This window comes from Skermanella sp. TT6, assembly GCF_016653635.2.
GTDB classification, from domain to species: domain Bacteria; phylum Pseudomonadota; class Alphaproteobacteria; order Azospirillales; family Azospirillaceae; genus Skermanella; species Skermanella cutis.
Genome location: NZ_CP067420.1, coordinates 5353104 through 5376503 on the forward strand (window position 1 = coordinate 5353104; position 23400 = coordinate 5376503).

At 69.6% G+C, this 23400-nt stretch carries 18 protein-coding genes; 15 read left to right on the forward strand and 3 right to left on the reverse strand.

What is annotated here, in order from left to right; genetic code table 11:
• The first annotated feature begins 2 nt into the window (after positions 1 to 2).
• The 10 genes from IGS68_RS24965 (at position 3) to IGS68_RS25010 (ending at position 13913) form a co-directional block, all read left to right on the forward strand.
• The gene (locus IGS68_RS24965; protein WP_201075176.1) at positions 3 to 2711 is read left to right on the forward strand and encodes a virulence factor SrfC family protein; all 2709 of its coding nucleotides are present in this window, start codon (positions 3 to 5) and stop codon (positions 2709 to 2711) included.
• A 22-nt stretch (positions 2712 to 2733) separates the two neighbouring features.
• Complete coding sequence (locus IGS68_RS24970) at positions 2734 to 3810, forward strand: tetratricopeptide repeat protein (protein ID WP_201075177.1); 1077 nt, start codon at positions 2734 to 2736, stop codon at positions 3808 to 3810.
• A gap of 122 nt (positions 3811 to 3932) precedes the next feature.
• The gene (locus IGS68_RS24975; protein ID WP_201075179.1) at positions 3933 to 6029 is read left to right on the forward strand and encodes a vWA domain-containing protein; all 2097 of its coding nucleotides are present in this window, start codon (positions 3933 to 3935) and stop codon (positions 6027 to 6029) included.
• Positions 6026 to 6748: an ABC transporter ATP-binding protein gene (locus tag IGS68_RS24980; RefSeq protein ID WP_201075185.1), complete on the forward strand. Its 723-nt coding sequence runs from the start codon at positions 6026 to 6028 to the stop codon at positions 6746 to 6748. The genes IGS68_RS24975 and IGS68_RS24980 overlap by 4 nt, the downstream gene beginning before the upstream one ends.
• Complete coding sequence (locus IGS68_RS24985; RefSeq protein WP_201075187.1) at positions 6745 to 7983, forward strand: FtsX-like permease family protein; 1239 nt, start codon at positions 6745 to 6747, stop codon at positions 7981 to 7983. The genes IGS68_RS24980 and IGS68_RS24985 overlap by 4 nt, the downstream gene beginning before the upstream one ends.
• Before the next feature lie 3 nt (positions 7984 to 7986).
• Positions 7987 to 9573, forward strand: coding sequence for a formylglycine-generating enzyme family protein (locus IGS68_RS36215; protein WP_201075190.1), 1587 nt, complete (start codon positions 7987 to 7989; stop codon positions 9571 to 9573).
• 127 nt (positions 9574 to 9700) lie between these two features.
• Positions 9701 to 10432, forward strand: coding sequence for a hypothetical protein (locus IGS68_RS24995; RefSeq protein WP_201075192.1), 732 nt, complete (start codon positions 9701 to 9703; stop codon positions 10430 to 10432).
• Between the two features lie 8 nt (positions 10433 to 10440).
• Entirely contained in the window at positions 10441 to 10935 is a 495-nt protein-coding gene (locus IGS68_RS25000; protein WP_201075194.1) for a hypothetical protein, read from the forward strand.
• Between the two features lie 34 nt (positions 10936 to 10969).
• Entirely contained in the window at positions 10970 to 12370 is a 1401-nt protein-coding gene (locus IGS68_RS25005) for a hypothetical protein (RefSeq protein WP_201075196.1), read from the forward strand.
• A gap of 19 nt (positions 12371 to 12389) precedes the next feature.
• Positions 12390 to 13913, forward strand: coding sequence for a hypothetical protein (locus tag IGS68_RS25010; RefSeq protein ID WP_201075198.1), 1524 nt, complete (start codon positions 12390 to 12392; stop codon positions 13911 to 13913).
• A gap of 3 nt (positions 13914 to 13916) precedes the next feature.
• Here the strand turns inward: IGS68_RS25010 and IGS68_RS25015 are convergent, their stop codons facing one another.
• The 3 genes from IGS68_RS25015 to IGS68_RS25025 all read right to left on the reverse strand — a co-directional run bounded on the left by IGS68_RS25015 (position 13917) and on the right by IGS68_RS25025 (position 17152).
• Positions 13917 to 14801, reverse strand: coding sequence for an ABC transporter permease (locus IGS68_RS25015; RefSeq protein ID WP_201075199.1), 885 nt, complete (start codon positions 14799 to 14801; stop codon positions 13917 to 13919).
• Positions 14802 to 14826: 25 nt separating this feature from the next.
• Entirely contained in the window at positions 14827 to 15918 is a 1092-nt protein-coding gene (locus IGS68_RS25020; protein WP_201075201.1) for an ABC transporter ATP-binding protein, read from the reverse strand.
• 64 nt (positions 15919 to 15982) lie between these two features.
• Positions 15983 to 17152 carry an extracellular solute-binding protein gene (locus IGS68_RS25025; RefSeq protein WP_201075203.1) on the reverse strand — a complete coding sequence of 390 codons (1170 nt, stop codon included), beginning with the start codon at positions 17150 to 17152 and terminating at the stop codon, positions 15983 to 15985.
• Positions 17153 to 17332: 180 nt separating this feature from the next.
• On the opposite strand from IGS68_RS25025, the gene IGS68_RS25030 reads away from it, so the two are divergent.
• From IGS68_RS25030 to IGS68_RS25050, 5 genes are all read left to right on the forward strand, one after another.
• The gene (locus tag IGS68_RS25030) at positions 17333 to 18841 is read left to right on the forward strand and encodes an alkaline phosphatase family protein (protein ID WP_201075205.1); all 1509 of its coding nucleotides are present in this window, start codon (positions 17333 to 17335) and stop codon (positions 18839 to 18841) included.
• A gap of 889 nt (positions 18842 to 19730) precedes the next feature.
• On the forward strand, positions 19731 to 20729 hold the full coding sequence (locus IGS68_RS25035; RefSeq protein ID WP_201075207.1) for a TRAP transporter substrate-binding protein: 999 nt from the start codon (positions 19731 to 19733) through the stop codon (positions 20727 to 20729).
• Positions 20730 to 20748: 19 nt separating this feature from the next.
• Positions 20749 to 21321, forward strand: coding sequence for a TRAP transporter small permease (locus IGS68_RS25040; protein WP_201075209.1), 573 nt, complete (start codon positions 20749 to 20751; stop codon positions 21319 to 21321).
• Positions 21318 to 22601 (forward strand): TRAP transporter large permease, encoded by a 1284-nt coding sequence (locus IGS68_RS25045; protein ID WP_201075211.1) that lies wholly within the window; start codon positions 21318 to 21320, stop codon positions 22599 to 22601. The genes IGS68_RS25040 and IGS68_RS25045 overlap by 4 nt, the downstream gene beginning before the upstream one ends.
• A gap of 18 nt (positions 22602 to 22619) precedes the next feature.
• Entirely contained in the window at positions 22620 to 23399 is a 780-nt protein-coding gene (locus IGS68_RS25050; protein WP_201075213.1) for an enoyl-CoA hydratase/isomerase family protein, read from the forward strand.
• Position 23400 lies beyond the last annotated feature (1 nt).

Here is a 23400-nt window from a genome sequence, read left to right on the forward strand (position 1 = left end):
ACATGAACGACCAGCAGATCCGTCTGAAATCCGCCGCGGACCGCATCGCCGCCACCGCCCGCCGGACCAGGTCCTGGGTGTCCGAGGCGCGGGGCGCCTCCGTCTCGGTCGCCAACGAGGCCGACAGCCTGGTCACCGAGGCCCGCCGGGTCGAGAGCGTGGCGCGCAAGCTGTCGCGCGCGGCCGAGCGCCGCATGTGCGTCGGCGTCTACGGCGCCAGCCAGCAGGGCAAGTCCTACCTGGTCTCCGTCCTGGCGCGCCCGCCCGGCAAGGCCGGCCTGCTCGCCCGCCTCGGGGCGGACCGGCTGGACTTCATCACCGAGATCAACCCGTCCGGCGGCAAGGAATCGACCGGGCTGGTCACCCGCTTCACCGTGCATCCGCCCGAAGGCCCGGCGGACCCGGATTTCCCGGTCGATGTCCGGCTGCTGACCGAGACCGACATCGTCAAGATCCTGTCCAACGCCTTCCAGAGCGACTTCGACCAGAACAACCTGAAGATCGAGCGCCCGCGCGGCGAGGCGGTGCGCAAGCTCCTGGCCGCCTGCGAGGGCCTGAGGAAGGCCCAGCCGACCGCCCGCCACCTGGACGAGATCACGCTGTTCGACATCGGCGAGTATTTCGGCAAGAATTTCAGCAACCGCTGGCAGGAGCTCCAGCCGCTCGGCTACTGGGAGCGGCTGGTCGAGCTGGCACCGTTCCTGGACATCGACGGCCGGGCCAAGCTGTTCAGCGTGCTGTGGGGCGGCATCGACGACCTGACCGCGCTCTTCCGGACGCTGGTGGCCGCGCTCGACAGGCTGGGCCACGCGGCCGACGCCGTCACCCAGCTCGCCTCCCTCCAGCCCCGCAACACCAGCATCATCGACGTGGCGGCGTTGAAGCGGCTTGGCCAGCCGTCCGACGCCCGGGACCTGCTGCGCCTGCGCAGCCTGGCGGACGGCCGGCTGGGCGATCCGGTTGAACTGCCGCGTGCCGTGGTGACGACCCTGGTGGCCGAGCTGAGGATAACCATCGACGAGCAGCCCTGGCCGATGAACGCCCATACCGACCTGCTCGACTTCCCGGGCGCGCGGTCCCGCTACAAGCTGGCGGAGTTGCCCGAGCCGGGCGCCACCACGGGCGCGGACGAGCAGAGCCGCGAGGGGCTGGTGCTGGAGCTGCTGCTGCGCGGCAAGATCGCCTACCTGTTCCAGCGCTATTCGGAAGAGCGCGAACTGACGGCCCTGCTGCTGTGCATGGGCAACAAGCCGAACGAGGTCAAGGACCTGGGATTCCTGGTCCGGCACTGGATCGAGCTGACCCACGGCGCCACGCCGGAGCAGCGCGCCCGCGTGACCACGTCCCTGTTCCTCGTCCTGACCATGATCGACCTGGAGTTCCAGGCCAAGGCGGGCGAGGACATAGACCAGAAATGGCAGATCCGGCTGCATACCTCCCTGCTGGAGCCGTACAAGTACGACGGCTGGGTCGACAACTTCGACGGCAGGCCGTTCGACAACACGCTGCTGCTGCGCAACCCCAACTTCGACCAGGAATGGCTGGTCGAGTACCGGGCGAAGCCCGGCTCGCACGAGCCGGAACGGCCGCTGGTCGAGGAGGCCCTGTCCCGCCGCAACGAGGCGCACCGCCGGAAGCTGGAGGAGAGCTTCTTCGCCTCCACCCAGGTGCAGCGCCATGTCCGCGACCCGAGGGCGGCCTGGGAGGCGATCCTGAAGCTGAACGACGGCGGCGTCACCCATATCGTGGACCGCCTGACCGGGGTGTCCGACCCGGCGCTGAAGGCGGCCCAGGTCGAGCAGCGCCTGCGCGAGAGCGTCCTCCAGCTCCAGAACTCCCTGAAGCGCTTCTATCACGGCGTGGACGAGGAGGCCCGGCGCGAGAAGGAGGAGGCGCTGAAAGCCCTGCGCAAGGCCCTGGTCGCCGCCTTCCAGCGCAAGCGGTTCCGCACCTTCCCGCGGTTCCTGTCCCACCTGATGGTCGGCGAGCGCGACCTGCGCGAGATCGCCCTCAACGTCGCCGTGATGAAGATCGAGGAGGCGGAGGAAGCGCCGCCCGACGACCTGGACATCTTCGGCAGCCCGGTGGCCGCCGCGGCCCCGGCCAGGACCGCGCGGGACGACCGGCCCGCCCTGTTCGCCCGCGAGCTCCACCGGCACTGGGTCGGCCGGCTGCGCCACCTGCCGCAGGAGGAACAGCTGCTCCAGCATTTCGGGCTGGAGGCGCAGGTGGTGGGCGATCTGGTGGACCAGCTTGTGATCGCGGCCGACCGCGTCGGGATGATCGACAAGGTGGCGACGGCGATCCGCAGCGAGACCGCGCTCGCCGCCATGCGCTGGGACGAGATCGCCGACCGGCTGGTCACCATAGCGTCCAACGCCTTCAACGTCTTCGTCGCCGAGATGGGGTTCCACGACGTGCCATCCGCGCAGCGGCCGGGAGTCCCGGAAGGCTCCCCCACGCCCAACCACAGGGTGTTCGAGCCGCCGCCGCCCGTGACCGGCGCGCTCCCCGCGCTGGGCGACGAGCCGCTGCTGCTGGAACAGCGCTATTTCATCGACTGGGGCGTCGCCTTCCTCCAGGCCGGGCTGGCCAACCTGAGCTATGGCGGCGGCCGGGAGCTGGACGAGGCGCAGAACCGGGCGCTCGGCGACATCCTGTCGAACCTTTCCGTAGACCGCCTGCTCGCAGGCCCTATCCGGCCGGCATGACGGCGCCCGAGGACCTTGGATAATGGCCACAGAAGTCACCCAGCCGCCGGGCTCGGCCCCGGGCGCCGCCCTGATCTCCGTCAGTGGCCGGCAAGACCTCGACCCGGAGAGCCTCCGGCTCGCCATCGCCCAGCCCAACGGGCAGAAATTCCTCCAGCAGTACGGGGCCGGCGACGCCTGGGGCTCGACCCGGACCTGGCTGAAGCCGGCCGGGGCGGAGCTGGACGGCGCCCTGCTCCGCATACGGGTGGACGAGCGGCTGACCTGGAACCTCCAGGCCAACGTGACCTACCTGCTGGCGCTCGCCGACGCCGGCGGCGAGGCTCCGGGGGAGGAGCGGCTCCGCTGGAAGGCTATCCGCCTGCCGTCCGAAGCGCCTCCGCGATTGGCCGAGCCCGAACCGGAGCCGGCGATGGCCGCTCCCGAGCCCGAGCCGTTGCCTGACTCGAAACCGACGGCCCCGGAACTGAAGGCCCCGGAGCGGCAGCCAGAGCCCGCCCCCCAACGGTCCCGCTGGCTGGTCCCGGCGCTCGCGGCCGTGGTCGCTCTGATCGCGGCCGGCGGCGGCGCGTGGTGGTTCCTGAACCGGGAGGAACCGGTGCCCCCGGTCGCGGAAAGTCCCGCCCCGCCGCCCGAGGCGCCTCCCGCTCCCGCCGCCCCGCTGACCACGGCGACGGCGACGGCGTTCCTGCGCACCAGCCCGGACCCGGCCGGCGCCCTGACGGAGGCGAAGCGCTACATGCAGGAAGGCTCCCGCGACGCGGTCCAGGGCGCCCTGCTGCTGTTCCGGCGCGCGGCCGATGGGGGCCAGCCCGAGGCGGCGACCGCGATCGGCGCCATGTACGATCCGGAGACCTTCTCCCCCGAACGCAGCGCCGTTCCGGCCCCGGATGCCGAGAAGGCCCAGCTCTGGTACGAGAAAGCCGCCGATGCCGACGACGCCGAGGGATTATACCGCCTCGGCCGCCTGTTCATCAGCGGGCGCGTCGAGGGACCGGGGATCTCCCCGGAAGCCGGCGTCAGGACCCTCCAGCGCGCCGCCCAGCTCGGCCACCCCGAGGCGAAGGCGGAACTGGAAAAACTCGGACAGCCGCAATGAGCAACGATCATCGTCCTTCGGCGGGAACTTCAAGCGGTGCCACGGGCTGCCCGCGCTTTATTTCTTCATGGCCGGACTTGATCCGGCCATCCACGCGCAAACCTCGCCACGTCGGTTTGCGCGTGGATGCGCGGGTCGAGCCCGCGCATGACGAAAAGGAAATCGCTTGCCGCCCTAAGACCTTCTTTGGCGCTCCCGCGAAGGACGAAGCGCCCCCGGCAACACGGCCATCGCCCCTCCGCTGGCTCGCCGCGTCGGCGCTGGCGCTCGTCCTCGCCTCGCCCGCGGCACTCGCCTGCTCGCCGGCCCCGTTGCTCCAGCCGGGCAAGACCCAGCTCCAGGAGCGGGTGCTGACCCGGCCCGGCGGCAAGCTGACTCCCGACGGCGGGGCGGCGAAGCCGGTGCCGGGTTTCAGCGTCCTCTATGTCTACGAGCGCAGCCCCGACGGCGCGCGGGTCCGGGTCGGCGCGAGCGCGGATTGCAAGCCGGAAGGCTGGATGCCGGCCGAGGCGGTGGTGCCCTGGCGGCACACGCTGGTCGGCGCCTTCGCCAACCGGACCGGGCGCGACCGCGTGCTGTTCTTCGGCGCGGAGGACGGGCTGCGAAGCCTGGTCGGCAGCCGCGACGCGGGTGCCCAGGCCGCCAAGCTGGCCGAGGCCGCCAAGACCGCCGGCCCCGGCCAGGGTGCGGCCGGCCCGCTGGTCTCGATCGAGCCGGAAACCCCGGTCGACATCAACAAGCAGTTCTACCTGCTGCCGATCCTGGAGGCGAAGACCCAGCGCTTCCCGACCGGCCGCCCGGTCCGCATGGTCAAGGTCGCGGCGGTGACCTCCCGCGACCAGGGAGCCCCGGCCCCGGCTTCAGCGGCGTCCGCGACCCCGGCACCGCCGCCTGCCCCCGCGATCCGGCAGAATTTCCGGACCGCCATCGTCTTCGTGATCGACGCCTCCAGCTCGATGCAGCCCTATATCGACCGGACCCGCGAGGCGATCAAGCGCATCTATGACGGCATCAAGACGGCCCAGCTGCAGGAACAGGTCCGGTTCGGCCTGATCGGCTACCGCGACGACCCCAAGGCGGTCCCCGGGCTCGAGTACCTGACCAAGGTGTTCGTCGATCCCAACAAGGTCGACACGCGGGAGGAATTCGACAGGGCCGCCGCCGGCCTGGCCGCCTCGAAGGTATCGACCCGCGCCTTCGCCGAGGACGGCTATGCCGGGATCGACTCCGCGATCAACGCGATCGACTGGTCTCCGTTCGGCGGGCGCTTCGTCGTGCTGATCACCGACGCCAGTTCCCGGGACCCCGGCAGCCTGTCGGCCACCGGGCTGGACGCCAAGGCGCTGTCGATCGCCCTGCTGGAGAAGAAGATCGCGACCATGGCGCTCCACCTGCTGACCGAGGAGGGCAGGAAGGACCATGCCAAGGGTGCGGCCCAGTACCGCGAGCTGACCACGTATCCCGGGCGGAAACCCCTCTATTACCCCGTGGAGGCCGGGGACGTGGGCCGGTTCGGCGCACGGGTCGATACGCTGACCGACAGCCTCGTCACGCTGGTCCAGGCGGCCGAAGCCGGCGAGGGCCTGAACACCCCCCCTCCCCCAACGCCCAAGGCGGCACCCGGAAAGCCAGCCTCCAATCCCGGGGGCGATCCCCTGGCGGAGGACATCGCCGCGATCGGGCACGCCATGCGGCTGGCCTACCTGGGCAGCGTGAAGGGCACCGCGGCGCCTCCGATGTTCGAGGCCTGGGCGGCGGACCGCGATTTCGCCAACGACACGGTGGCGAGCCTCGACGTGCGGGTCCTTCTGTCCAAATCGCAGCTGTCGGACCTCCAGGCGACCGTGGGCGCCCTGGCCGACGCCTATTCCAAGGGCCAGGTCGATCCCAGCGACCTGTTCAACCAGCTGCGCAGCGCCGCCGCGACCCTGAGCCGCGATCCGGCCAAGGTCGGCACCTCGGACAACCGCGCGCTCAACCAGGCCTTGCTGGGCGAGTATCTGGACGGCCTGCCCTACACCAGCCGGGTGATGGCGATCGACCAGGACGCCTGGCTCGGCATGAACCCGGGCGAGCAGCAGGCGCTGATCGACGACCTCCAGGTCAAGGCGCGGCTCTACCGCCGGTTCCACGACGATGTGAGCAACTGGGTCAGGCTGGCCGAGGGTGCCTCGCCGGAAGATGCGGTCTATCCCGTCCCATTGACGGCGCTGCCGTGACCGGCGAGCCGCTGCTCCGTCTCGAAGGGGTCGAGCGCACCCACCGGGCCGCCGACGGCGGCTTCGCGCTGTCCGTGCCCCGGCTGGACGTGGCTGCCGGCGAGCGGGTGGTGGTCCTGGGACCGAGCGGGTCGGGCAAGAGCACGCTGCTCGACCTGCTGGCCTTCCTCGCGGCACCGGACCGGGCCGAATCCTTCCTGTTCAGCCCGGACGGGCACAGCCACGACATAGCCGCGCTGTGGCGCCGGGGCGACCGCGCGGCGCTGACCCGGCTGCGCGCGGCCCACATGGGCTACGTGCTCCAGACCGGCGGGCTGCTGCCCTACCTGACCGTGCGCGAGAACCTGCTGCTGGCCCGCCGCCTGCTGGGGCTGGAGGTTCCCGGTCCGGCCGACCGGCTGGCCGAGGCGGTCGGGGTCGCCGACCTGCTCGGTCGCCGGCCGGCGCAGCTCTCGATCGGCCAGCGCCAGCGCGTCGCCGTGATCCGGGCGTTGGCCCACATGCCGCGGATGATCCTGGCGGACGAGCCGACGGCGGCGCTCGACGCCGGGCTGGGGGAAAGGGTGATCGACACGCTGGTGGCGGTCAGCGGCGCGGTGGGCGCGGCACTGGTCCTGGTCACCCACGACGAGGAACTGGCCTGCCGGGCTCAGGGCCGGATCGTCCGCTGCCAAGCCCGACGCGGCGCCGACGCGCCCGGCAGCGTGGTGGCCGCATGATCGCCTCCCGGATCGGCCAGATGTTCCGGCTGGTCGTCGCCGACCTGCGGCGCGACTGGGCCATGGCGGTGTGCCAGGTGTTCGCGCTGGCCGCCGTGCTGACGCCGCTGCTGGTGCTGTTCGGCCTTCAGCAGGGCGTGCTCGGCCAGATGCTGCGCGACCTACAGGCCAACCCCGCGATGCGCGAGATCGTACCCCGGGTGACCGGGACCAACCGGTTCGACGGGGCCTGGCTGGACGCCGCCCGGCGCCGGGCCGACGTGGCCTTCGCCGTCGGCGACGCCCGCACCCTGGCGGCGGAGGTCGAGATGGTGCCCCTCGCCCGCCCGCAGGCCGAAGCCGTGCTGGGCGTGCTGGTGCCGACGGGACCGGGCGACCCGCTGGCGGCCTCGGCGGGGGAGCCCTGGGCCGCCGGGCTGGACCGGGTGGTGCTGTCGTTCGGCGCCGCGCGCGCGCTGGGCGCCGCGGCCGGCGAGCGGATCCAGCTCCTGGTGCCGCGCCGGCGCGACGGCACGGACGAGACCCGGGCCCATGCGGTCACGGTGGCTTCCGTCCTGCCGCCCGACCGCATGGCCGAGACAAGGCGGGCCGTCCTGGTGGACGACAGGCTGGTCCTGCACGTCCAGCGCTACCGCGACGGCTTCGCGGTGCCCGAACTGGGCTGGCCGGGCGCCCCCGCCGGGACCGAACCCCAGCGCTTCGAGCGGTTCCGGCTCTACGCCCGGACCATCGACGACGTGGCGCCGCTGACCGCTTGGCTGCGTTCCGGGGGCGTCGAGCCGGTCAGCCGGCTCGACGAGATCGCGCCCATCCAGGCGCTCAATGCCAACCTGAGCCTGATCCTGGCGGTCATCAGCGCCTTCGCCGCGGCCGGATCGATCGTGGCGCTGGCCGCGACCCAGTGGAGCGGAGTGGAGCGCAAGCGGCGCGAGCTGGCCCTGCTGACCCTGATCGGCTACGGCCGGGGCTGGCTGATCAGCCTTCCGCTCGCCCAGGCGCTGCTGCTGGCGGCGCTGGGATCGGCCCTGGCGGTCGGCCTGTTCGCGGCGGCGGCCGGGGTTATCAACGCCCATTTCCCGGCGATCGGATCGGTCGCGGCCGGCGCCTGCCGGCTGTCTCCCGACCAGCTCCTGCTGGCCGCCGCCGTCACCTGCGTGCTTGCCATGGGGGCCGCCCTGCTGGCGGCGGCCCGCGTGACCCGGATCGAGCCGGCCGCCGCCCTGCGGGATACCTGAGCCATGAAGATGCGATCCTTCCCGTCCCGTCTCGCAGCCCTTCTCCTGGCAGCGGCTCTCTGGCCGGTCCCGGCGGATGCCGCCGCAACGCCCTGGCCGGAAGACCTCTACAACCCGGCGCCGGCGGCGGGCGACCTCGTCCTGCCGATGCCGTGCGGCGGCGCCATGGCTTTCCGGCCCGTCGTGGTCCCGGCGAAGGACCTGCTGGACGACCGCCGAATCACGGTCGGCGGAACGGAGGAAGCCGCCGGCTACAAGGAGAACCAGCGGGCGGACTTCATCGCCGGCGGCTTCAGCGATCCCAAGGAGAAGGGCAAGCGCACCTATTTCATCGGCAAGTACGAGGTCACGCGGCTTCAGCTCGCCTCGCTCGGCGGCACCTGCCCGGAGCCCGACGGCGAGGCGCGCCTGCCCGCCGTGTCGCTGACCTGGCGGGAGGCATCGGACTTCGCGGACGCCTACACGGTCTGGCTGCTGGCCAACGCCCGCAAGGATCTCCCGAAGGAGGCCGGGCAGGCGGGCTTCGTCCGGCTGCCGACCGAGACGGAGTGGGAATATGCCGCCCGGGGCGGCGCCCTGGTTTCCGAAGCCGACTTCGCGGCCCCCCTGTTCCCCATGACCGAGCCGCTTTCCGCCTACGTCTATTACGGCGGGTCCGAGTCGTCCAACAACGAGCTGCAATGGATCGGGCTGCTCCGGCCCAACCCGCTCGGCCTGCACGACATCCTGGGCAATGCGTCGGAATTGACCGGCGAGCTGTTCCGGCTGAACCGGCTGTCCCGCCTGCACGGTCAGGCCGGCGGCTACGTGGTGCGCGGCGGCGACTACCTGACCGGTGCGGCGTCGATCCGAAGTGCCGCGCGCGACGAGTTCCCGCCCTACGACGACCGCGGCCCGCGCCGGCAGAAGACCGTCGGCTTCCGCGTCGTCCTCGTGCCGCCGGTCCTGCCTTCGCCCGAGCGGGTGCGCGAGGTCCAGGCGGTCTGGGGCAAGCTGCCCGAGTCGGGAGGCGGCACCCTGTCCGAGCCGGTGCAGGACGATCCCCTGAAGGAGATCGAGACGCTCGCCGGCGCCGTCCAGGACCCGCAGGTCCGCCAGCGGCTCAAGGGACTGGGCGCCGTGGTCGCCGCCAACATCAAGACCCGCAACGACCAGCGGGACCGGGCGGCGCGGGCCAGCCTGAACCTGGCGACCTGGCTCGCCGGGAACCTGCGGGTCGACACCCGCAAGATCCTCGGCCTGGAGGAGACGGCGGCGCTCGGCAACGAGGCGGTCCGGAGTCGGATCCCCAACGACATCGCGGCGCTGCGCGGCACCATCGGATATTACAGGGACACGCTCCGATATCTTCTGAACGATTATCCCAGGACCGTCCGGGAGGAGCAGGCCCGGGTGCTGCGCCAGGAACTGGAGACCCGGCAGGCCGCCGGGCAGGCCGTCCTGGTGGAAGCGGTCGCGCGGGACAGCGAGCGATACCAGCGGGACGGCGATCTGCCGGCCGACCAGGTGGAGTTGCAGCTGCGGCGGGAACTGTGCGCCGGCGAAGTCGGCAAGGCATTCCCCAGCGCATGCCAGCCGTTCCGCCGCTGATGGAAAACCGGGAAAGATTACGTCCGATTCAAATGCATAGTACAGCCACATACCACCATGGTAAGTTCCCGCGGCCCGGCACACTATGCATAATGGTAGTCTCGCGCCGGCGGACACAGAGGCTTGCATGAAGACCATCGTTCGGCTGATCGCGATCACACTGTCCCTGAGCTTGGCGCTCGGCGGCTGCGTCACCACCCAGGGTGCGGACGGCCAGGCCGTCTCCGGCAACTGCGAGGACCCGAGCCTGTCCGGGGCCGAGAGGCAGCTCTGCCTGGACAACAAGTCGTTCAACAATACGGTGCTGGGCGGCGCCCTGGCCGGCGGCGCGATCGGCGGCGGTGCCGCGGCGCTGGGCTGCCTGGCCGCCAAGGAGAACCCGCTGACCTGCGCGCTGATCGGCCTGACGGTCGGCGCGCTGATCGGGGCGGCGGACGGTTACGCCACCGCCAAGACCCAGGAGGCATCCCGGCAGAATGTCCGCACCATCGATCTGGTGACGGCCGACATACGCCGCGACAACGAAAAGCTCGAATCGATGCTCCGCAGCAGCGAGGCCGTCTCGCGCGAGAATCGGACGCGGCTGGCCCAGGCCGAGCAGCAGCTGAAATCCGGCAGGATCACGCTGAAGCAGGCCCAGGCGGAGAAGGCCAAGGCCGAGGCGGGCAGGAAGCAGATCGAGGCCACGCTGACTTCCATGGAGGACGCGAGGAAGGCCTATGAGAAGACGCAGCAGCAGACCGGCCAGAGTTCCCCCGCCTTCGCCAGGGAAATGCAGGACATGGAAAAGCAGATCGCCCAGATGCGCCAGCAGCGCGACGCGTTGAATCAGGCTATCACCACGAGCCGGATCGGCTGAGGGAGCGCATGATGAGAACCTGGACCAGGAACATCGCCGCCGGCCTGACCTTGCTGTTGCTGGGCGGCTGCGCCGCGGTGGAGACCTATGTCGGCGAGCGTCGGGACTTGGCGGCGGGCGGTCCCGAGGCCCGCATCCAGGAGGCCCAGGGCCGCCAGGCGCAGGCCCGCGCCACCAATACGGCGCTCCAACGCCAAGTGGCCGAGGTCCAGGCGCAGCAGGCGTCGCTGTCCCGCGACCTTCAGGCATCCCAGGCGCAGCTCGGCGAGCTCAACCGGAAGCTGGCCGGCACCCGCTCGGCCACGGCGGCGCAGAGGCGCGACTATGACCGGCTCGTCGCCCGCCAGAAGCAGATCCGTCAGGAACTGGACGCGCTGGCCCGCCAGCCGCAGCCGGTTTCCGCCATCGACGCCTCGGCCCAGTCGCTCAAGCTCCAGCAGATGCAGGACGAGCGCGACGCCCTGCAGCGCCAGATCGACGCCCTTCAGCAGGCCCTGTCCTGAGGGCCGACCGAACGATGACGAGGCAAGGACCGGCATGAGGACAGGCACCATCCTGCGCCAGCAATCCACCGAGGGGCTGGAGCCCTACGGCGCCTTCAACCAGCCGGTCTACAAGAGCCACGGCCAGATCCGCACGGCGCTGCTCAACGAGCTGGGGCCGCTCTACGCCGATTACTTCCCGCGCCCGGACTCCGACCCCGACGGCAAATGGATCGGCTGGCTGACCCAGAAGGAGGGGCAGCCGCGCCGCTGGGTGGACATGACGCCGGAGGAGCAGCACCGGGTCGAGCCGATCAAGAACCAGGTCCTGGACGGGCTGTCCGCCTATGTCGCCAAGCTGCGGGAGGCGCCCGGGAACTCGCCGCGCAACAACTTCTCGCGCGTGCTGGAGAAGGCGCAGGAAGTACCCGGCCCCGACTACCTGTATTTCGTCGGCGACCAGCCGATGATCGCCTTCTGGGGCTTCAAGGGCGTCGGTCGGCCGAACGGTGTCAACCCGCTGCGCCTTCCGCCCACGACCGTCCGCTTCGATCCGCCGGCCGCCCCGGCCGGTCCGGCGATACCGGGCGGAACGGCGGTGCCGCCGGCCGGCGTGCCGGTGGCGGCCGGCCGGCCCTGGTGGCACTGGCTGCTGATGGGGCTGGGGGCGCTGCTGTTCCTGCTGCTGCTCCTGTGGCTCCTCTGGTGGCTTTTCGCGCCGCGCCTCGGCCTCCCGCCGTTCCCCGTCCTGCCCTGGCAGCAGGAGGAGATCGTGGAGCCTCCGCGCGATCCGCCGGTGCTCCAGGTCGTCCCGGCGGAGCCGGGCGTTCCGGTCGGACCGGGCGTCGGGGTGCCCGGAGCCGGTGTTCCCGGGGTCGGGATCCCGGCGCCGGCCATTCCGGAACCAGGGGTTCCCGTTCCCGAAGCTCCTGTCCCGGAAGTGCCCTCTCCGGGCGGCGGGACGCAGCCCCTCCCCGATGCACCGCCCGCCGAAGTTCCGCCGGAGCCTGCGCAGGTGCCGCCGGACCTGCCGGAACTGCCGCCCGAGGGCCGGCCCGCCGGGCCGCCGGGCGCTCCGCTGGCGCTGCCTGCCGGGCCGCTCGATCCCGGTCCCGCCCGGTTCATGGAGGGGGTCTGGCGCAGCCGGTCGGGCCTGCGCGACGGGGAGGGCCGACCGCTCGAGCAGCTCTACCGCTTCGGCCAGGACGGCAAGGGCGAAGTCACGGTCCGCGGCCCCGGCGGCACGGTCTGCAAGGCTCCGGCCGAGGCGGTGATGACGGCGGGCCGGCAGCTCTCCATCCGGGAGGGCCAGACCCTGACCTGTGCCGACGGCCAGACCATGAGCGGGGCCGAGACCAACTGCGGCACCCGGCCGGACCAGACCGTCGGTTGCACCGGCACCAACAAGACGGACGGCAGCGAGTTCGACGTGCGGATGGAAAAGGTGGAGCCGTGACCCGGACGAGGGACCAGGGGTGACCGAGCAGATCCTGGCGCGCGGCCGCCTGTCCGACCATACGGGCCTCGCCGTTTTCAACAAGCCCGTGTTCGAGAGCCATGGGCGGCTGGTCGAGACGGTGCGTCAGCATCTGGGGCAGCGCTACGCCGCCGTCTTTTCCCGGCCGGAGGTCAGGCCCGACGGCGAGGTGGTCTGGTGGACCACCCAGGAAGGGGCGGTGCGGCGCTGGACCGAGCTGGGGGCGGAGGAGCGTGCCCGGTTGGACCCCGCCCGGCTGGAGATGGGCGCGGGGCTGGAACGGCTGGCCTCCGACCTGGGCCGCTCCGGCATCAATACCCGGCTGGGCAACATGGCGCCGATCCTGGCGGCGGCGCCCGAGATCCCCGGGATCGAGCACCTGTACGTGGTCGGCGACCAGTTCGCCCTGGCCTTCTGGGGCTTCCGCGACGGCACCGGCAGCGTGAACGCCTTCGGCCGGATCCCCGAACCCGTGGTCCCGCCACCCGCCGCCCCCGTGGTCCCGCCGGCGCCGGTCCGGGGCTTTCCCTGGCTGAGGCTGCTGCTGGGCGCCCTCCTGCTGGCCCTGCTCGCCGCGCTGTTGTGGTGGTGGCTGGCCGGCCGCACGCCCGAGCCGGTCCCCGAACCCGTTCCCCCGCCGGTCGTTCCGCAGGTGCCGCAGGCGCCGCCGCCCGTGGAGCCCGAGCCTCCTCCCGCGCCGGAGCCGGTTCCAGAGCCTCCGCCCCCGCCGCCGCCCGAGCCTGAACCCGTTCCCGAACCGGAACCGCCGCCCGAGCCGCCCCGCGCGGCCGTTCCGCCGGCGAAACCTCCGGAGCCGCCCCCGTCGCCGGCGGAGGCGCGGCTGCCGCAGTGCCCGCAGGGCGTGAAGCCGAGCGACCGGCGGAACCTGGTCGTGGTGTTCGACGTCTCGCTCAGCATGGGCTTTCCGGCCGATGTCGATCCGGCCCAGCTGAAGAGCCTGGTGGAGCGGATCGAGCGGGGCGACATCTTCGCGCAGTTCCAGCTGGCCCAGCTCCAGGCCCGGTCGCGGGTCTCGCGGATCGACGTCGCCCGCTCCGCCATGACGGGCCTGATCGACGGGCTGGACCCGTCGGTCGATATCGGCCTGGTGAACGTGGGCACCTGCCCGGCCGCGGAGACCATCGGCGTCTTCCCGCCCAGCCAGCGCGGGCGCCTGCGCTCGATCGTGCAGAACGCCGAGCTGATCCCCGAGACTCCCCTGGCGGACGGGCTGGTCAAGGCCGGCGAGCTGATCCGCAGGGGCGGCGGCACCGGCATGATCGTGGTGATCTCCGACGGCGAGGACAGCTGCGGCCAGGACCCCTGCGCCACCGCCCGCCGGCTCGCCCAGACCCTGCCGGGCGTCAAGGTGAACCTGCTGGACGTGTTCGGGTCCGGCGAGCGGAGCTGCATCGTCGCCCCGTCCGGCGGCCGGATGTTCACGCCCCGGTCGGTGAACCAGGTGGACGACCTGCTGAACTCCGCCGCCGAAGGCGTCGAGGACGCCAGCTGCCGCCCGTGACGGCTATTTGGCGACGTCGGTCAGGCCGACCTTGAAGAGCCGCATCATCAGCAGGATGAAGCCGACGCACAGGACCAGCAGGATGAAGGCATAGGCGGCGCCCTGGTTCCAGTTCCCGCCCTCGAAGAACCAGTTGTAGATGATCTCGGTGAACCAGCGGCTGTTGGGTCCGCCGAGCAGGGCCGGCACGGCGTAGCTGCCGGCGGCCAGCATGAAGGTCATGATGCAGCCGACCGCGATGCCCGGCTTGGCGTGCGGGATGACGATCCGGCGGTGGATGCGCAGCCAGCCGCTCCCAAGGTCGCGCGCCGCCTCGATCTGGTTGCGGTCGAGGGATTCGATCGCGTTGTAGAGCGGGAACACCATGAACAGGATGTAGACATAGACCATGCCGACGATCACGCCGGCCGGGCTGCCCAGGAAACGGATGGGCCGGTCGATCAGGCCGAGATTGACCAGCAGCAGGTTCAACGGACCGTTGAAGGCCAGGATGATGTACCAGGCGAAGGTTCGCAGCAGCTCGTTGATCCAGAACGGAATCACCAGCAGAAGGACCAACATGGGCAGCGTCCGGGGCCGGGCCACCTGGGCCATGAAATAGGCCACGGGATAGCACACCGCGAAGGTCAGCGCCGTCACCAGCGCGCTGGCCCAGATGGTCTGGAGGAAGATGCTCCGGTGGATCGCGTTGTTCCACAACGTGACGTAGTTCTGGACGGTGTAGACGTCGTCCGGCCCGCCGACGCGCGACGGCGGCAGGCTCGGCCGCAACGAGAAGTCGATCATCAGGATCTGGGGCAGGACGACCAGCATGACCACCCAGAAGGCGCACAGCGCCACGATGATCGCGGTCAGGACCGGGCCGTAGCGGCGCAGCACCTCGGTCATACCGAATCCCTCATGGGCGAATTCCTCATGCGGCGTCGTCGGACGGCGGCAGGACCACGGCGTCCTCCGGCCGGAAGCTGACCGCGGCCTCGGCGCCGGGCTGCCAGCGCGGTCCGGTGCCGTTGCCGGTATTGGCGGTCTGGAACAGGATCGGGCGTTCCTGCACCGGTTCCAGGAAGATGTTGACGAAGGCGCCCTCGAAGTCCTGGTGGCTGACCCGCGTCCGGATCAGGTTGTTCTCCGCCGTGCCGTCGTCGGCGCGGACCCGTTCCGGCCGGACGAACAGGATGGCCTGGTCGCCCTCGCGCAGGTCGCGCGGGTTGCGCCCGATCAGCTTGCCGGCGGGAGTCTCGATCGCGGCCCGGCCGCCGGCCGCCGCCATGACCCGCCCGGTGAAGCGGTTGCTCTCGCCGACGAAGCTGGCGACGAAGGCGCTGGCCGGGTCGTCGTAGATGGCCCGCCCGTCGCCGACCTGCTGGAGCACGCCGCGCGACATCACGCCGATCCGGTCGGACATGGTCAGCGCCTCCCCCTGGTCGTGGGTGATGTAGATGAAGGTGACCCCGGTCCGCTTCTGGATCTCGCGCAGTTCGGAACGCATGTGCTGGCGCAGCTTGAGGTCCAAGGCGGACAACGGCTCGTCCAGCAGAAGCACCGCCGGCTCCACCGCGAGCGCCCGGGCGATCGCGATGCGCTGGCGCTGGCCGCCGGACAGTTCGGTCACCTTTTTCTCCGCCGTGTCCGGCAGGGCCACGAGGTCGAGCAGTTGCTGGACGCGGCGCCGGCGGTCGGCGGAGGCGACGCCCCGCACCTCCAGGCCGAAGCCGATATTCTCCGCCACCGTCATCAGCGGGAACAGCGCCAGGTTCTGGAAGATCAGGGCGGTCGGCCGCTTGTTGGGGCCGATGCCGGCCATGTCCCGGCCGCCGATCCGGATCGCCCCCGACGTCGGCTCCATGAAGCCGGAGATCATCCGCAGGATGGTGGTCTTGCCGCAGCCCGAAGGCCCCAGGAAGCTGAAGAATTCCCCTGCCGGAATGGTCAGATGCACGTCGGAGACCGCCGTCAGCGCGCCGAAGCGCATGGTGACGTGGTCGAGTTCGATATCCTGGCTCATGGTCCCCCGTAGCCGGGGAACCGGAGCCCGAAATCGGGATCGGGCACCGGCTCCCCTCCGTTCCTTACGCCGCCAGGAAGCGGTCCTGGTACTCGTTGCGGATGGAGACGTACCACGCCTCCTGGATCGGCCACCACCACAGCTTGTCCAAGGCGTCGCCCGGATAGGCGTCGGCGAAGAACTGCTTGTTGAAGTCGCTGAGATACTGCTCCGCGCCCTTGGAGGTCGTGTTGATACTGGTGTGGTTGGAATAGAGCGCGCCGGCCTGTGGCGTATAGTACCAGTTGATCCACTCGTAGGCCTGCGCCAGGTTCTGCGCCCCCTTGGTGATGCAGAAGCCTTCCATCCAGGCGAGCGCGCCTTCCTTCGGCGCGACGAAGCGGACCGGCAGGTTCTCCTTCCGGAGCGTCGCCGCGGAACTGTCCCAGGTCTGGCCGATCACGCAGCCGTTGGTGCGGAAGGCGCCCTGGGCCTCGTTCTCGTTGGACCAGAACTGGCCGACCGACGGCTTGTTCTCGGTCGCGACCTTGATGATCGCGTCGAAGTTGGCCCGGGCCTTCGCCTCCTCGGTGAACTGCTGGCGCACCGGATGGGGCAGCTTGCCCTGGGATTCCAGCCACAGTGCGATGCCGATCAGGCTGGAATGGCCGCGCACGGTGACCTGGCCCTTGTATTCCGGCTTCCACAGGTCGCCGTAGCTGGCTTGGCCGTACTGGAGCTTGGCGACGGTATTGTCGAAGGCGATCGCCTCGGTGCCCCAGTCGCTCGGCGCCAGGTAGCGCTTGCCGTCGACCACGCCGCCCATGCCGGCGGACCCCTTGACCGCCGAGTCGATGCAGCCGTCGAAATTGACCTTGGACTCGTCGAGCGGCTGGACCAGTTCGTACTCCACATAGTTCGGCACGCGGTCGACGGTCGGCATGATCACGTCGAACCCGGCCCCGCCAGAGGCGCGGAGCTGGTTCAGCAACTCGTCATTGGTGCCGTATTCGGTCAGGACCGCCTTGATGCCGGTCTTCTTCTCGAAGTCGGCGATCATTTCGGGGGAGATATAACCGGACCAGGCGAACAGCTTGACCTCGCCCGAGGCGGCGCGGGCATTGCGCACGATGAAGGGGCCGGCCGCGGACAGCGCGCCCGCCGCGGCGGCGCCCTTGAGCAGGGTGCGGCGGGTGAAGGCCCGGGCGGCACGCTGCGTCGCCTGGCTGGACAGTTTTTCCGCTGAATCAGTCATGTCTCTTGTTCTCCCAGAACGGTTCCGTGGCCGCCAGACTATGCCGCAGGCCCGAGCCGAGCGGCAATTTCAGACGCCGCGGTTTAGAAAATTTTCATCAATGTGTCATGGCCCGGCCCTGGCGTGCAAGGCCGCGAAAGGCAATCATATCAACCGCTTTCACTGTCCGGAGACGCGCCGATGAGCGGCCGCCCTTCCCGCAACGTGCTCCTGATCCTGGCCGACCAGTGGCGCGGCGATTGCCTGTCGGCCCTCGGCCATGCCTGCGTGCGCACGCCGCACCTGGATGCCCTCGCCGCCGAGGGGACGCTGTTCCGCCGCCATTTCGGACAGGCGAGCCCCTGCGGGCCGGCGCGCGCTTCCCTGCTGACGGGGATGTATCTCCAGAACCACCGGTCCGTCGCCAACGGCACCCCGCTGGACGCCCGGCATACCAACCTGGCGCTGGAGGCCCGGCGACTCGGCCATGCCCCGGCCTTGTTCGGCTATACCGACACCTCCCCCGACCCGCGCCGCCACGATCCGGCCGACCCGGCGCTGCGCAGCTACGAGGGCGTGATGCCGGGCTTCGACCCGGCCTGCCTGCTGACCGAATCGATCGAACCCTGGGCCGAGCACCTGCGGGCGAAGGGTTATCCGGTGCCGGAGCAGGCCCGGGAAATCTACCGTACGGCCGAGCCCTTCGGACCGGCCGTCTACCGGGCGGAGGACAGCGATACCGCCTTCCTCGCCGACCGCGTGACCGCTTGGCTAACGGGGCGTGGCCGTCAGCCCTGGTTCGGCCTGGCCGCCTTCATCCGGCCGCACCCGCCCTGGGTAGCACCCGATCCCTATCACCGCCTGATCGATCCCGCCGCGACGCCGCCGGCCGTGCGCGCCCCGGACTGGCGGACGGAGGCGGATGGGCATCCCTGGCTCGCCTGGCACCTCGCCCGCCAGCGGACCGACTGCTGGGTGGCGGGAGCGGACCTGGACCCGCGCACCCTGGATGCCGGCACCCTGGCCCGGCTGCGCGCGACCTATTACGGGCTGGTCGCCGAGTTCGACGCCCAGGTCGGCCGGATCCTGACACTGCTGAGAAAGACCGGCGCGCTGGACGACACGCTGGTGATCGTCACGTCCGACCATGGCGAGATGCTGGGCGACCACTGGATGCTGGGCAAGGCCGGCTATTTCGACGAGGCCTACCATGTCCCGCTGATCGTTCGGGACCCGGATCGATCCGGCGGCGGCACGGTGGATGCCTTCACCGAGCATGTGGACCTGATGCCGACGATCCTGGAGTGGTTGGGCGGCACCCCACCGGCCCAGTGCGACGGCCGCTCGCTGCTGCCGCTGCTGGGCGGTTCCCCCGTTCCGGCGGATTGGCGCCGCCATGCCCACTGGGAATTCGACTTCCGCGACGTGGCCCGGGGCGAGGCGGAGCGGGCGCTGGGAATGCGTCCCGGCCAGTGCGTGCTCAACGTGCTGCGCGGCGAGCGCTACAAGTATGTCCACTTCGCCGGGCTGCCGCCGCTGCTGTTCGACCTGGACGCCGACCCCGGTCAGTTCCGGAACCTGGCCGACGATCCCGCCCATGCGGCCCTGGTCCGCGACCATGCCCAGGCGCTGCTGTCCTGGCGGATGGAGAACGACGAGCGGGTGCTGGCGAACATGCTGCTGACCCCGGGTGGGGTGGTGGGCGGATGACGACACACCCCCCCTGGGGAATGTCATCAAACGTGATCATGGCGGCTGGGAAGGCGGCGGAATGTTCACATCCCTCCCCCCTGTCATGTCAGCGAATGTCATCATGGCGGCCGGCCTCGGGTCCAGCCCCGGGGGTGACGTTCGTATTCAAGCTTCAAAGATCCGGCACCGGGATGCGGATCGGAGTTTAGCGCGAACTGATAAAGGAATCGCTTCCTGGAACGGCATCCTGAATCCGGGCTTGCCATGGCCCGGACATGCCAAAGGGGGCCGAAAGCCCCCTTTGATAGTTTGATCTCCGACGCAGTCCGCCTTGGCGGCACGACCCCATTAAGTGGCCTCGGCATCGAAGTGGCAGACAAATAGACCTATGCCATGACCGGGTCAAGGGCTTTTGCATAAATATGTCGCAAGGAGGTACCGGGCAGTGCGTCCCCTGCCGCCGATATAGGCGCTTCGGCATGGTGGATCGGGCATCCCGACGATCAACACAACCTGGCTCTCCTGTCGGACCGGGGGCAAGGGAAGTTTCCGGTATTGGCCACAGATGAACACAGATAGGCTCAGATAAAGATAACTGAAATAATTTCAATTCGCCAATTAATTTCATAAATTTCATAATGTCGGCTAGTAAAACGTATAGCCGGCTTTTGATTTTGCGATGCATTGAGTTCCAAAACTCAACAGTCGAACCTCAACACCCTTGGCGACATAGCAAGCACCCCATGACCGACAGTCTGGATGTAGCGGAAAGCTCCGGGTTGTCGGACTGCCCTTTTCATGCATAATGCAAAATTACGAATTCGGCGTAACGCGCCGTCGTCAAGCCAAGGGCCCGGGACGGAACGAACGTCCACGAGAGCCGGCACGCAGAAAGGGAGGAAAATCCATGAAGCGCATTGTCCTGAACGCATTGGGGCCGCTGGTCGGCGTGCTGCTGGCCGGAGGGGTGTTTTCGCTGCCGGCGGCAGCCCAGACGGAGCTGAAGTTCGGCCATGTCGGGGCGCCGGGATCGCTGTTCGACCAGTCGGCCAACGAGTTCGCCAAGCGGGCCAACGAGAAGCTGGGCGGCAAGGCCAAGGTGGTCGTGTTCGGCTCCAGCCAGCTCGGCACCGACGAGCAGATGTTGCAGAAGCTGCGGCTGGGCACCATCGACTTCGCCCTGCCCTCCACCGTGATGTCCACCGTGTCGGACGTCTTCGGGCTGTTCGAGATGCCGTACCTGGTCAAGGACCGGGAGCACATGAAGCGGATCGCCGACGACGTGTTCTGGCCGTCGCTGGCGCCGGCGGCGGAGCAGCAGGGCTACAAGATCGTCGGCCTGTGGGAGAACGGGTTCCGCCACGTCACCACCAACACCCGCCCGATCGCGAAACCGGACGACCTGAAAGGCATCAAGCTGCGCGTTCCGGGCGGCAAGTGGCGGGTCCGGATGTTCCAGAGCTACGGCGCGAACCCCAGCCCGATGGCGTTCTCCGAGCTGTTCGTGGCGTTGCAGACCGGCGTGATGGACGGGCAGGAGAACCCGCTGACGCAGATCCACAGCTCCAAGCTCCAGGAAGTCCAGAAGTTCCTGTCCATGACCGGGCACGTCTATACCCCTGCCTATGTGACCGTGGGCGCCCGGAAGTGGGCCAGCCTGCCGGCCGACGTGCGGCAGGTTCTGGAGGAAACGGCGCGGGAAACGCAGGACTTCGTCTACGAGACGGCGGCGCGCATGGACGAGGAGTTGCAAGCCAAGCTGCGCGACGAGGGCATGCAGGTGAACGAGGTGGACAAGGACGCCTTCGTCAAGGCGAGCGAGCCGATCTACCGCGACTTCTCCGGCGAGGTCCCGGCCGCCAAGACCATGGTCGAGAAGGCCGTCGAACTCGGCAAGTCCTCGTAAGGACCGGGAATCTTCCGACATGGCGAATCCATCATCATCCCTGGCGCTGATGCGCACGGGTTTCGAACGTTTCCTCGCCGCCATCGTGATCGTTCTGCTGGTCGGCATGACGGCGGTCGTGTTCGGGGCGGTGGTGTTCCGCAAGCTGGGCGCCTCGCTGGTCTGGTATGACGAGGTCGCGTCGATCCTGCTGGCCTGGCTGACCTATTACGGGTCGGCCCTGGCGGCGCTGAAGCGGTCGCATATCGGCTTTCCCGGGCTGATCGCCGCCATGCCGCCGGCGCTGCGGCTGCCGGTCGTCATCCTGGCCGAGGTCATCGTCATCGGCTTCTTCGTGCTGCTGGCCTGGGTCGGCATCGAGGTCCTGGGCTACCTGGAAGGCTTGACGCTGGTCAGCCTGCCGTGGGTGCCGGTGTGGTTCACCCAGTCGGTCATTCCGATCGGGGCCGTGCTGTTCATCATCGCCGAGCTGATGAACCTGCCGGAGATCCTGCGGGAGGCGCGCGGGCATGGGCCGATCCACGATCCCGAGATCCCGGCCGAGCTGCTGAATCCCGACCTGGTGAAAGATGCCCGGGGAGCCGAACGATGACCCTGCTCTACATGGCGGCCGGGCTGTTCGGCCTGGTCCTGATCAACGTGCCGATCGCGGTGGCGCTGGGCGTGGTGTCGGTGATCGCGATGCTGCTGTCGTCGGGAACCGCGACGCTGCCCAACATGGCGATGGTGCTGTATGACGGCGCCACCAGCTTCCCGCTGCTGGCGATCCCGCTGTTCATCTTCGCGGGCGCCATCATGAACTCGGCCGGCATCTCGCGCCGGCTGATCGCCTTCGCCTCGGCGCTGGTCGGGTTCGTGCGCGGCGGGCTGGCCATGGTCAACGTGGCGACCTCGCTGTTCTTCGCGGAAATCTCCGGCTCGGCGGTGGCCGACGTGGCGGCGATCGGGTCGATCCTGATCCCGGCCATGAAGAAGCGGGGCTATCCCGCCACCTTCGCCGCCGCCATCACCTCCTCTGCGGCAACGCTGGCGGTGATCATCCCGCCCTCGATCCCGATGATCCTCTATGCGGTGATGTCTGGCAGCTCGGTGGTGCAGCTGTTCGTGGCCGGCATCGTGCCGGGCCTGCTGGGGGCGGCCGGGCTGATGGGGCTGGCCTACGGGTTCGCGGTGCGGCGCAACTACCCGGTGGAGGAGATGTTCCGGGTCAGCCGGGTGAAGGAAACCTTCCGCGAGGCCGTCTGGGCCTTCAGCATGCCGATCATCATCCTGGGCGGCATCTTCGGCGGCTGGTTCACCGCGACCGAGGGGGCGGCCCTGGCTGTGGTGGCGGCCCTGTTCCTGGGCACCGTGGTCTACCGCGAGCTGGACCTGCCGCACCTGTACGACGCGATCTTGGAAGGCGGCATCCAGACCGCCGTGGTGATGCTTCTGGTCGCCACCTCGGCCCTGATGGGCACGTACCTGACCGAGCAGCAGGTGCCGCAGCAGCTTGCCCAGGCGGTCGCCGACTTCACCAACAACAAGTATGTCGTGCTGGCGCTGCTGAACGTCATCTTCCTGCTGGCCGGCCTGTTCCTGCACTCGGCCGCGGCGATCATCCTGATCGTGCCGATCGTCATGCCGCTGGTCAACCTGGTGGGCATCGACCCGGTGCATTTCGGCATCATCGTGACGCTGAACCTGGGCATCGGGCAGCAGACCCCGCCGGTCGCGAGCGTGCTGGTGACGGCCTGCTCGATCGCCAAAGCCGACATCTGGGCCGTCAGCAAGGTCAACGTCTACTTCATCGGCGTGCTGATGGCGGTCCTGCTGCTGTCCACATACGTGCCGATCGTGCCCATGGGTCTGGTCGAGCTGTTCTATCGATAAGCAAGAGGGGGGAACCTCGTGGAAAACCTGATCCTGACCGAGCATCACGGCCCGGTGGTCACCATCACCCTGAACCGGCCGGACAAGCTGAACGCCTTCACCAAGGCCATGTGGCAGCGCCTGGGCGAGGTGATGCGGCGGCTGTCGGACGACGATTCCGTCCGGTGCATCGTCCTGCGGGGCGCCGGGGACCGGGCGTTCAGCCCCGGCAACGACATCTCGGAGTTCGAGAACGAACGCTCGAATTCGGAGCAGGCCAGCGCCTACGGCAAGATCATCGCCGGCACGCTGGACGCGATGCGGACATGCCGTCACCCGACGGTGGCGCTGATCAAGGGGATCTGCGTCGGCGGCGGGCTGGAGATCGCGGGAAGCTGCGACATCCGCATCTGCGGCACGTCGAGCCGGTTCGGCGCGCCGATCAACAAGCTGGGGCTGGTGATGGGCTATGCCGAGCTGGACGCGCTGATCGCCCTGGCCGGCCGTTCCACCGCGCTGGAGATCCTGCTGGAAGGCCGGATCTTCGGGGCGGCCGAGGCGAAGGAGAAAGGACTGGTCACCCGCGTGGTGGACGACGCCGAGGTGGACAAGGAGGCCATGGCGACCGCCCGGCGGATTTCCGAAGGCGCGCCGCTGGTCGCCCGCTGGCACAAGAAGTTCGCCCGGAGGCTGGCCGAGGGCTCGCCGCTGAGCGAGGCGGAGATGGACGAGGGATACGCCTGCTACGATACGGAGGATTTCCGGATCGGATACCGCGCCTTCCTCGACAAGGTGAAGCCGGATTTCAAGGGACGTTGAC

Bases quoted from the DNA above. Each gene is read 5' to 3' on its own strand.
- IGS68_RS36215 (WP_201075190.1), top strand. From the start codon at position 7,987: ATGAAGATGCGATCCTTCCCGTCCCGTCTCGCAGCCCTTCTCCTGGCA.
- IGS68_RS25045 (WP_201075211.1), top strand. From the start codon at position 21,318: ATGACCCTGCTCTACATGGCGGCCGGGCTGTTCGGCCTGGTCCTGATC.
- IGS68_RS25005 (WP_201075196.1), top strand. From the start codon at position 10,970: ATGAGGACAGGCACCATCCTGCGCCAGCAATCCACCGAGGGGCTGGAG.
- IGS68_RS25000 (WP_201075194.1), top strand. From the start codon at position 10,441: ATGATGAGAACCTGGACCAGGAACATCGCCGCCGGCCTGACCTTGCTG.
- IGS68_RS25035 (WP_201075207.1), top strand. From the start codon at position 19,731: ATGAAGCGCATTGTCCTGAACGCATTGGGGCCGCTGGTCGGCGTGCTG.
- IGS68_RS24995 (WP_201075192.1), top strand. From the start codon at position 9,701: ATGAAGACCATCGTTCGGCTGATCGCGATCACACTGTCCCTGAGCTTG.
- IGS68_RS25030 (WP_201075205.1), top strand. From the start codon at position 17,333: ATGAGCGGCCGCCCTTCCCGCAACGTGCTCCTGATCCTGGCCGACCAG.
- IGS68_RS25015 (WP_201075199.1), bottom strand. From the start codon at position 14,801: ATGACCGAGGTGCTGCGCCGCTACGGCCCGGTCCTGACCGCGATCATC.
- IGS68_RS25025 (WP_201075203.1), bottom strand. From the start codon at position 17,152: ATGACTGATTCAGCGGAAAAACTGTCCAGCCAGGCGACGCAGCGTGCC.
- IGS68_RS24970 (WP_201075177.1), top strand. From the start codon at position 2,734: ATGGCCACAGAAGTCACCCAGCCGCCGGGCTCGGCCCCGGGCGCCGCC.
- IGS68_RS24965 (WP_201075176.1), top strand. From the start codon at position 3: ATGAACGACCAGCAGATCCGTCTGAAATCCGCCGCGGACCGCATCGCC.
- IGS68_RS24985 (WP_201075187.1), top strand. From the start codon at position 6,745: ATGATCGCCTCCCGGATCGGCCAGATGTTCCGGCTGGTCGTCGCCGAC.
- IGS68_RS25020 (WP_201075201.1), bottom strand. From the start codon at position 15,918: ATGAGCCAGGATATCGAACTCGACCACGTCACCATGCGCTTCGGCGCG.
- IGS68_RS25040 (WP_201075209.1), top strand. From the start codon at position 20,749: ATGGCGAATCCATCATCATCCCTGGCGCTGATGCGCACGGGTTTCGAA.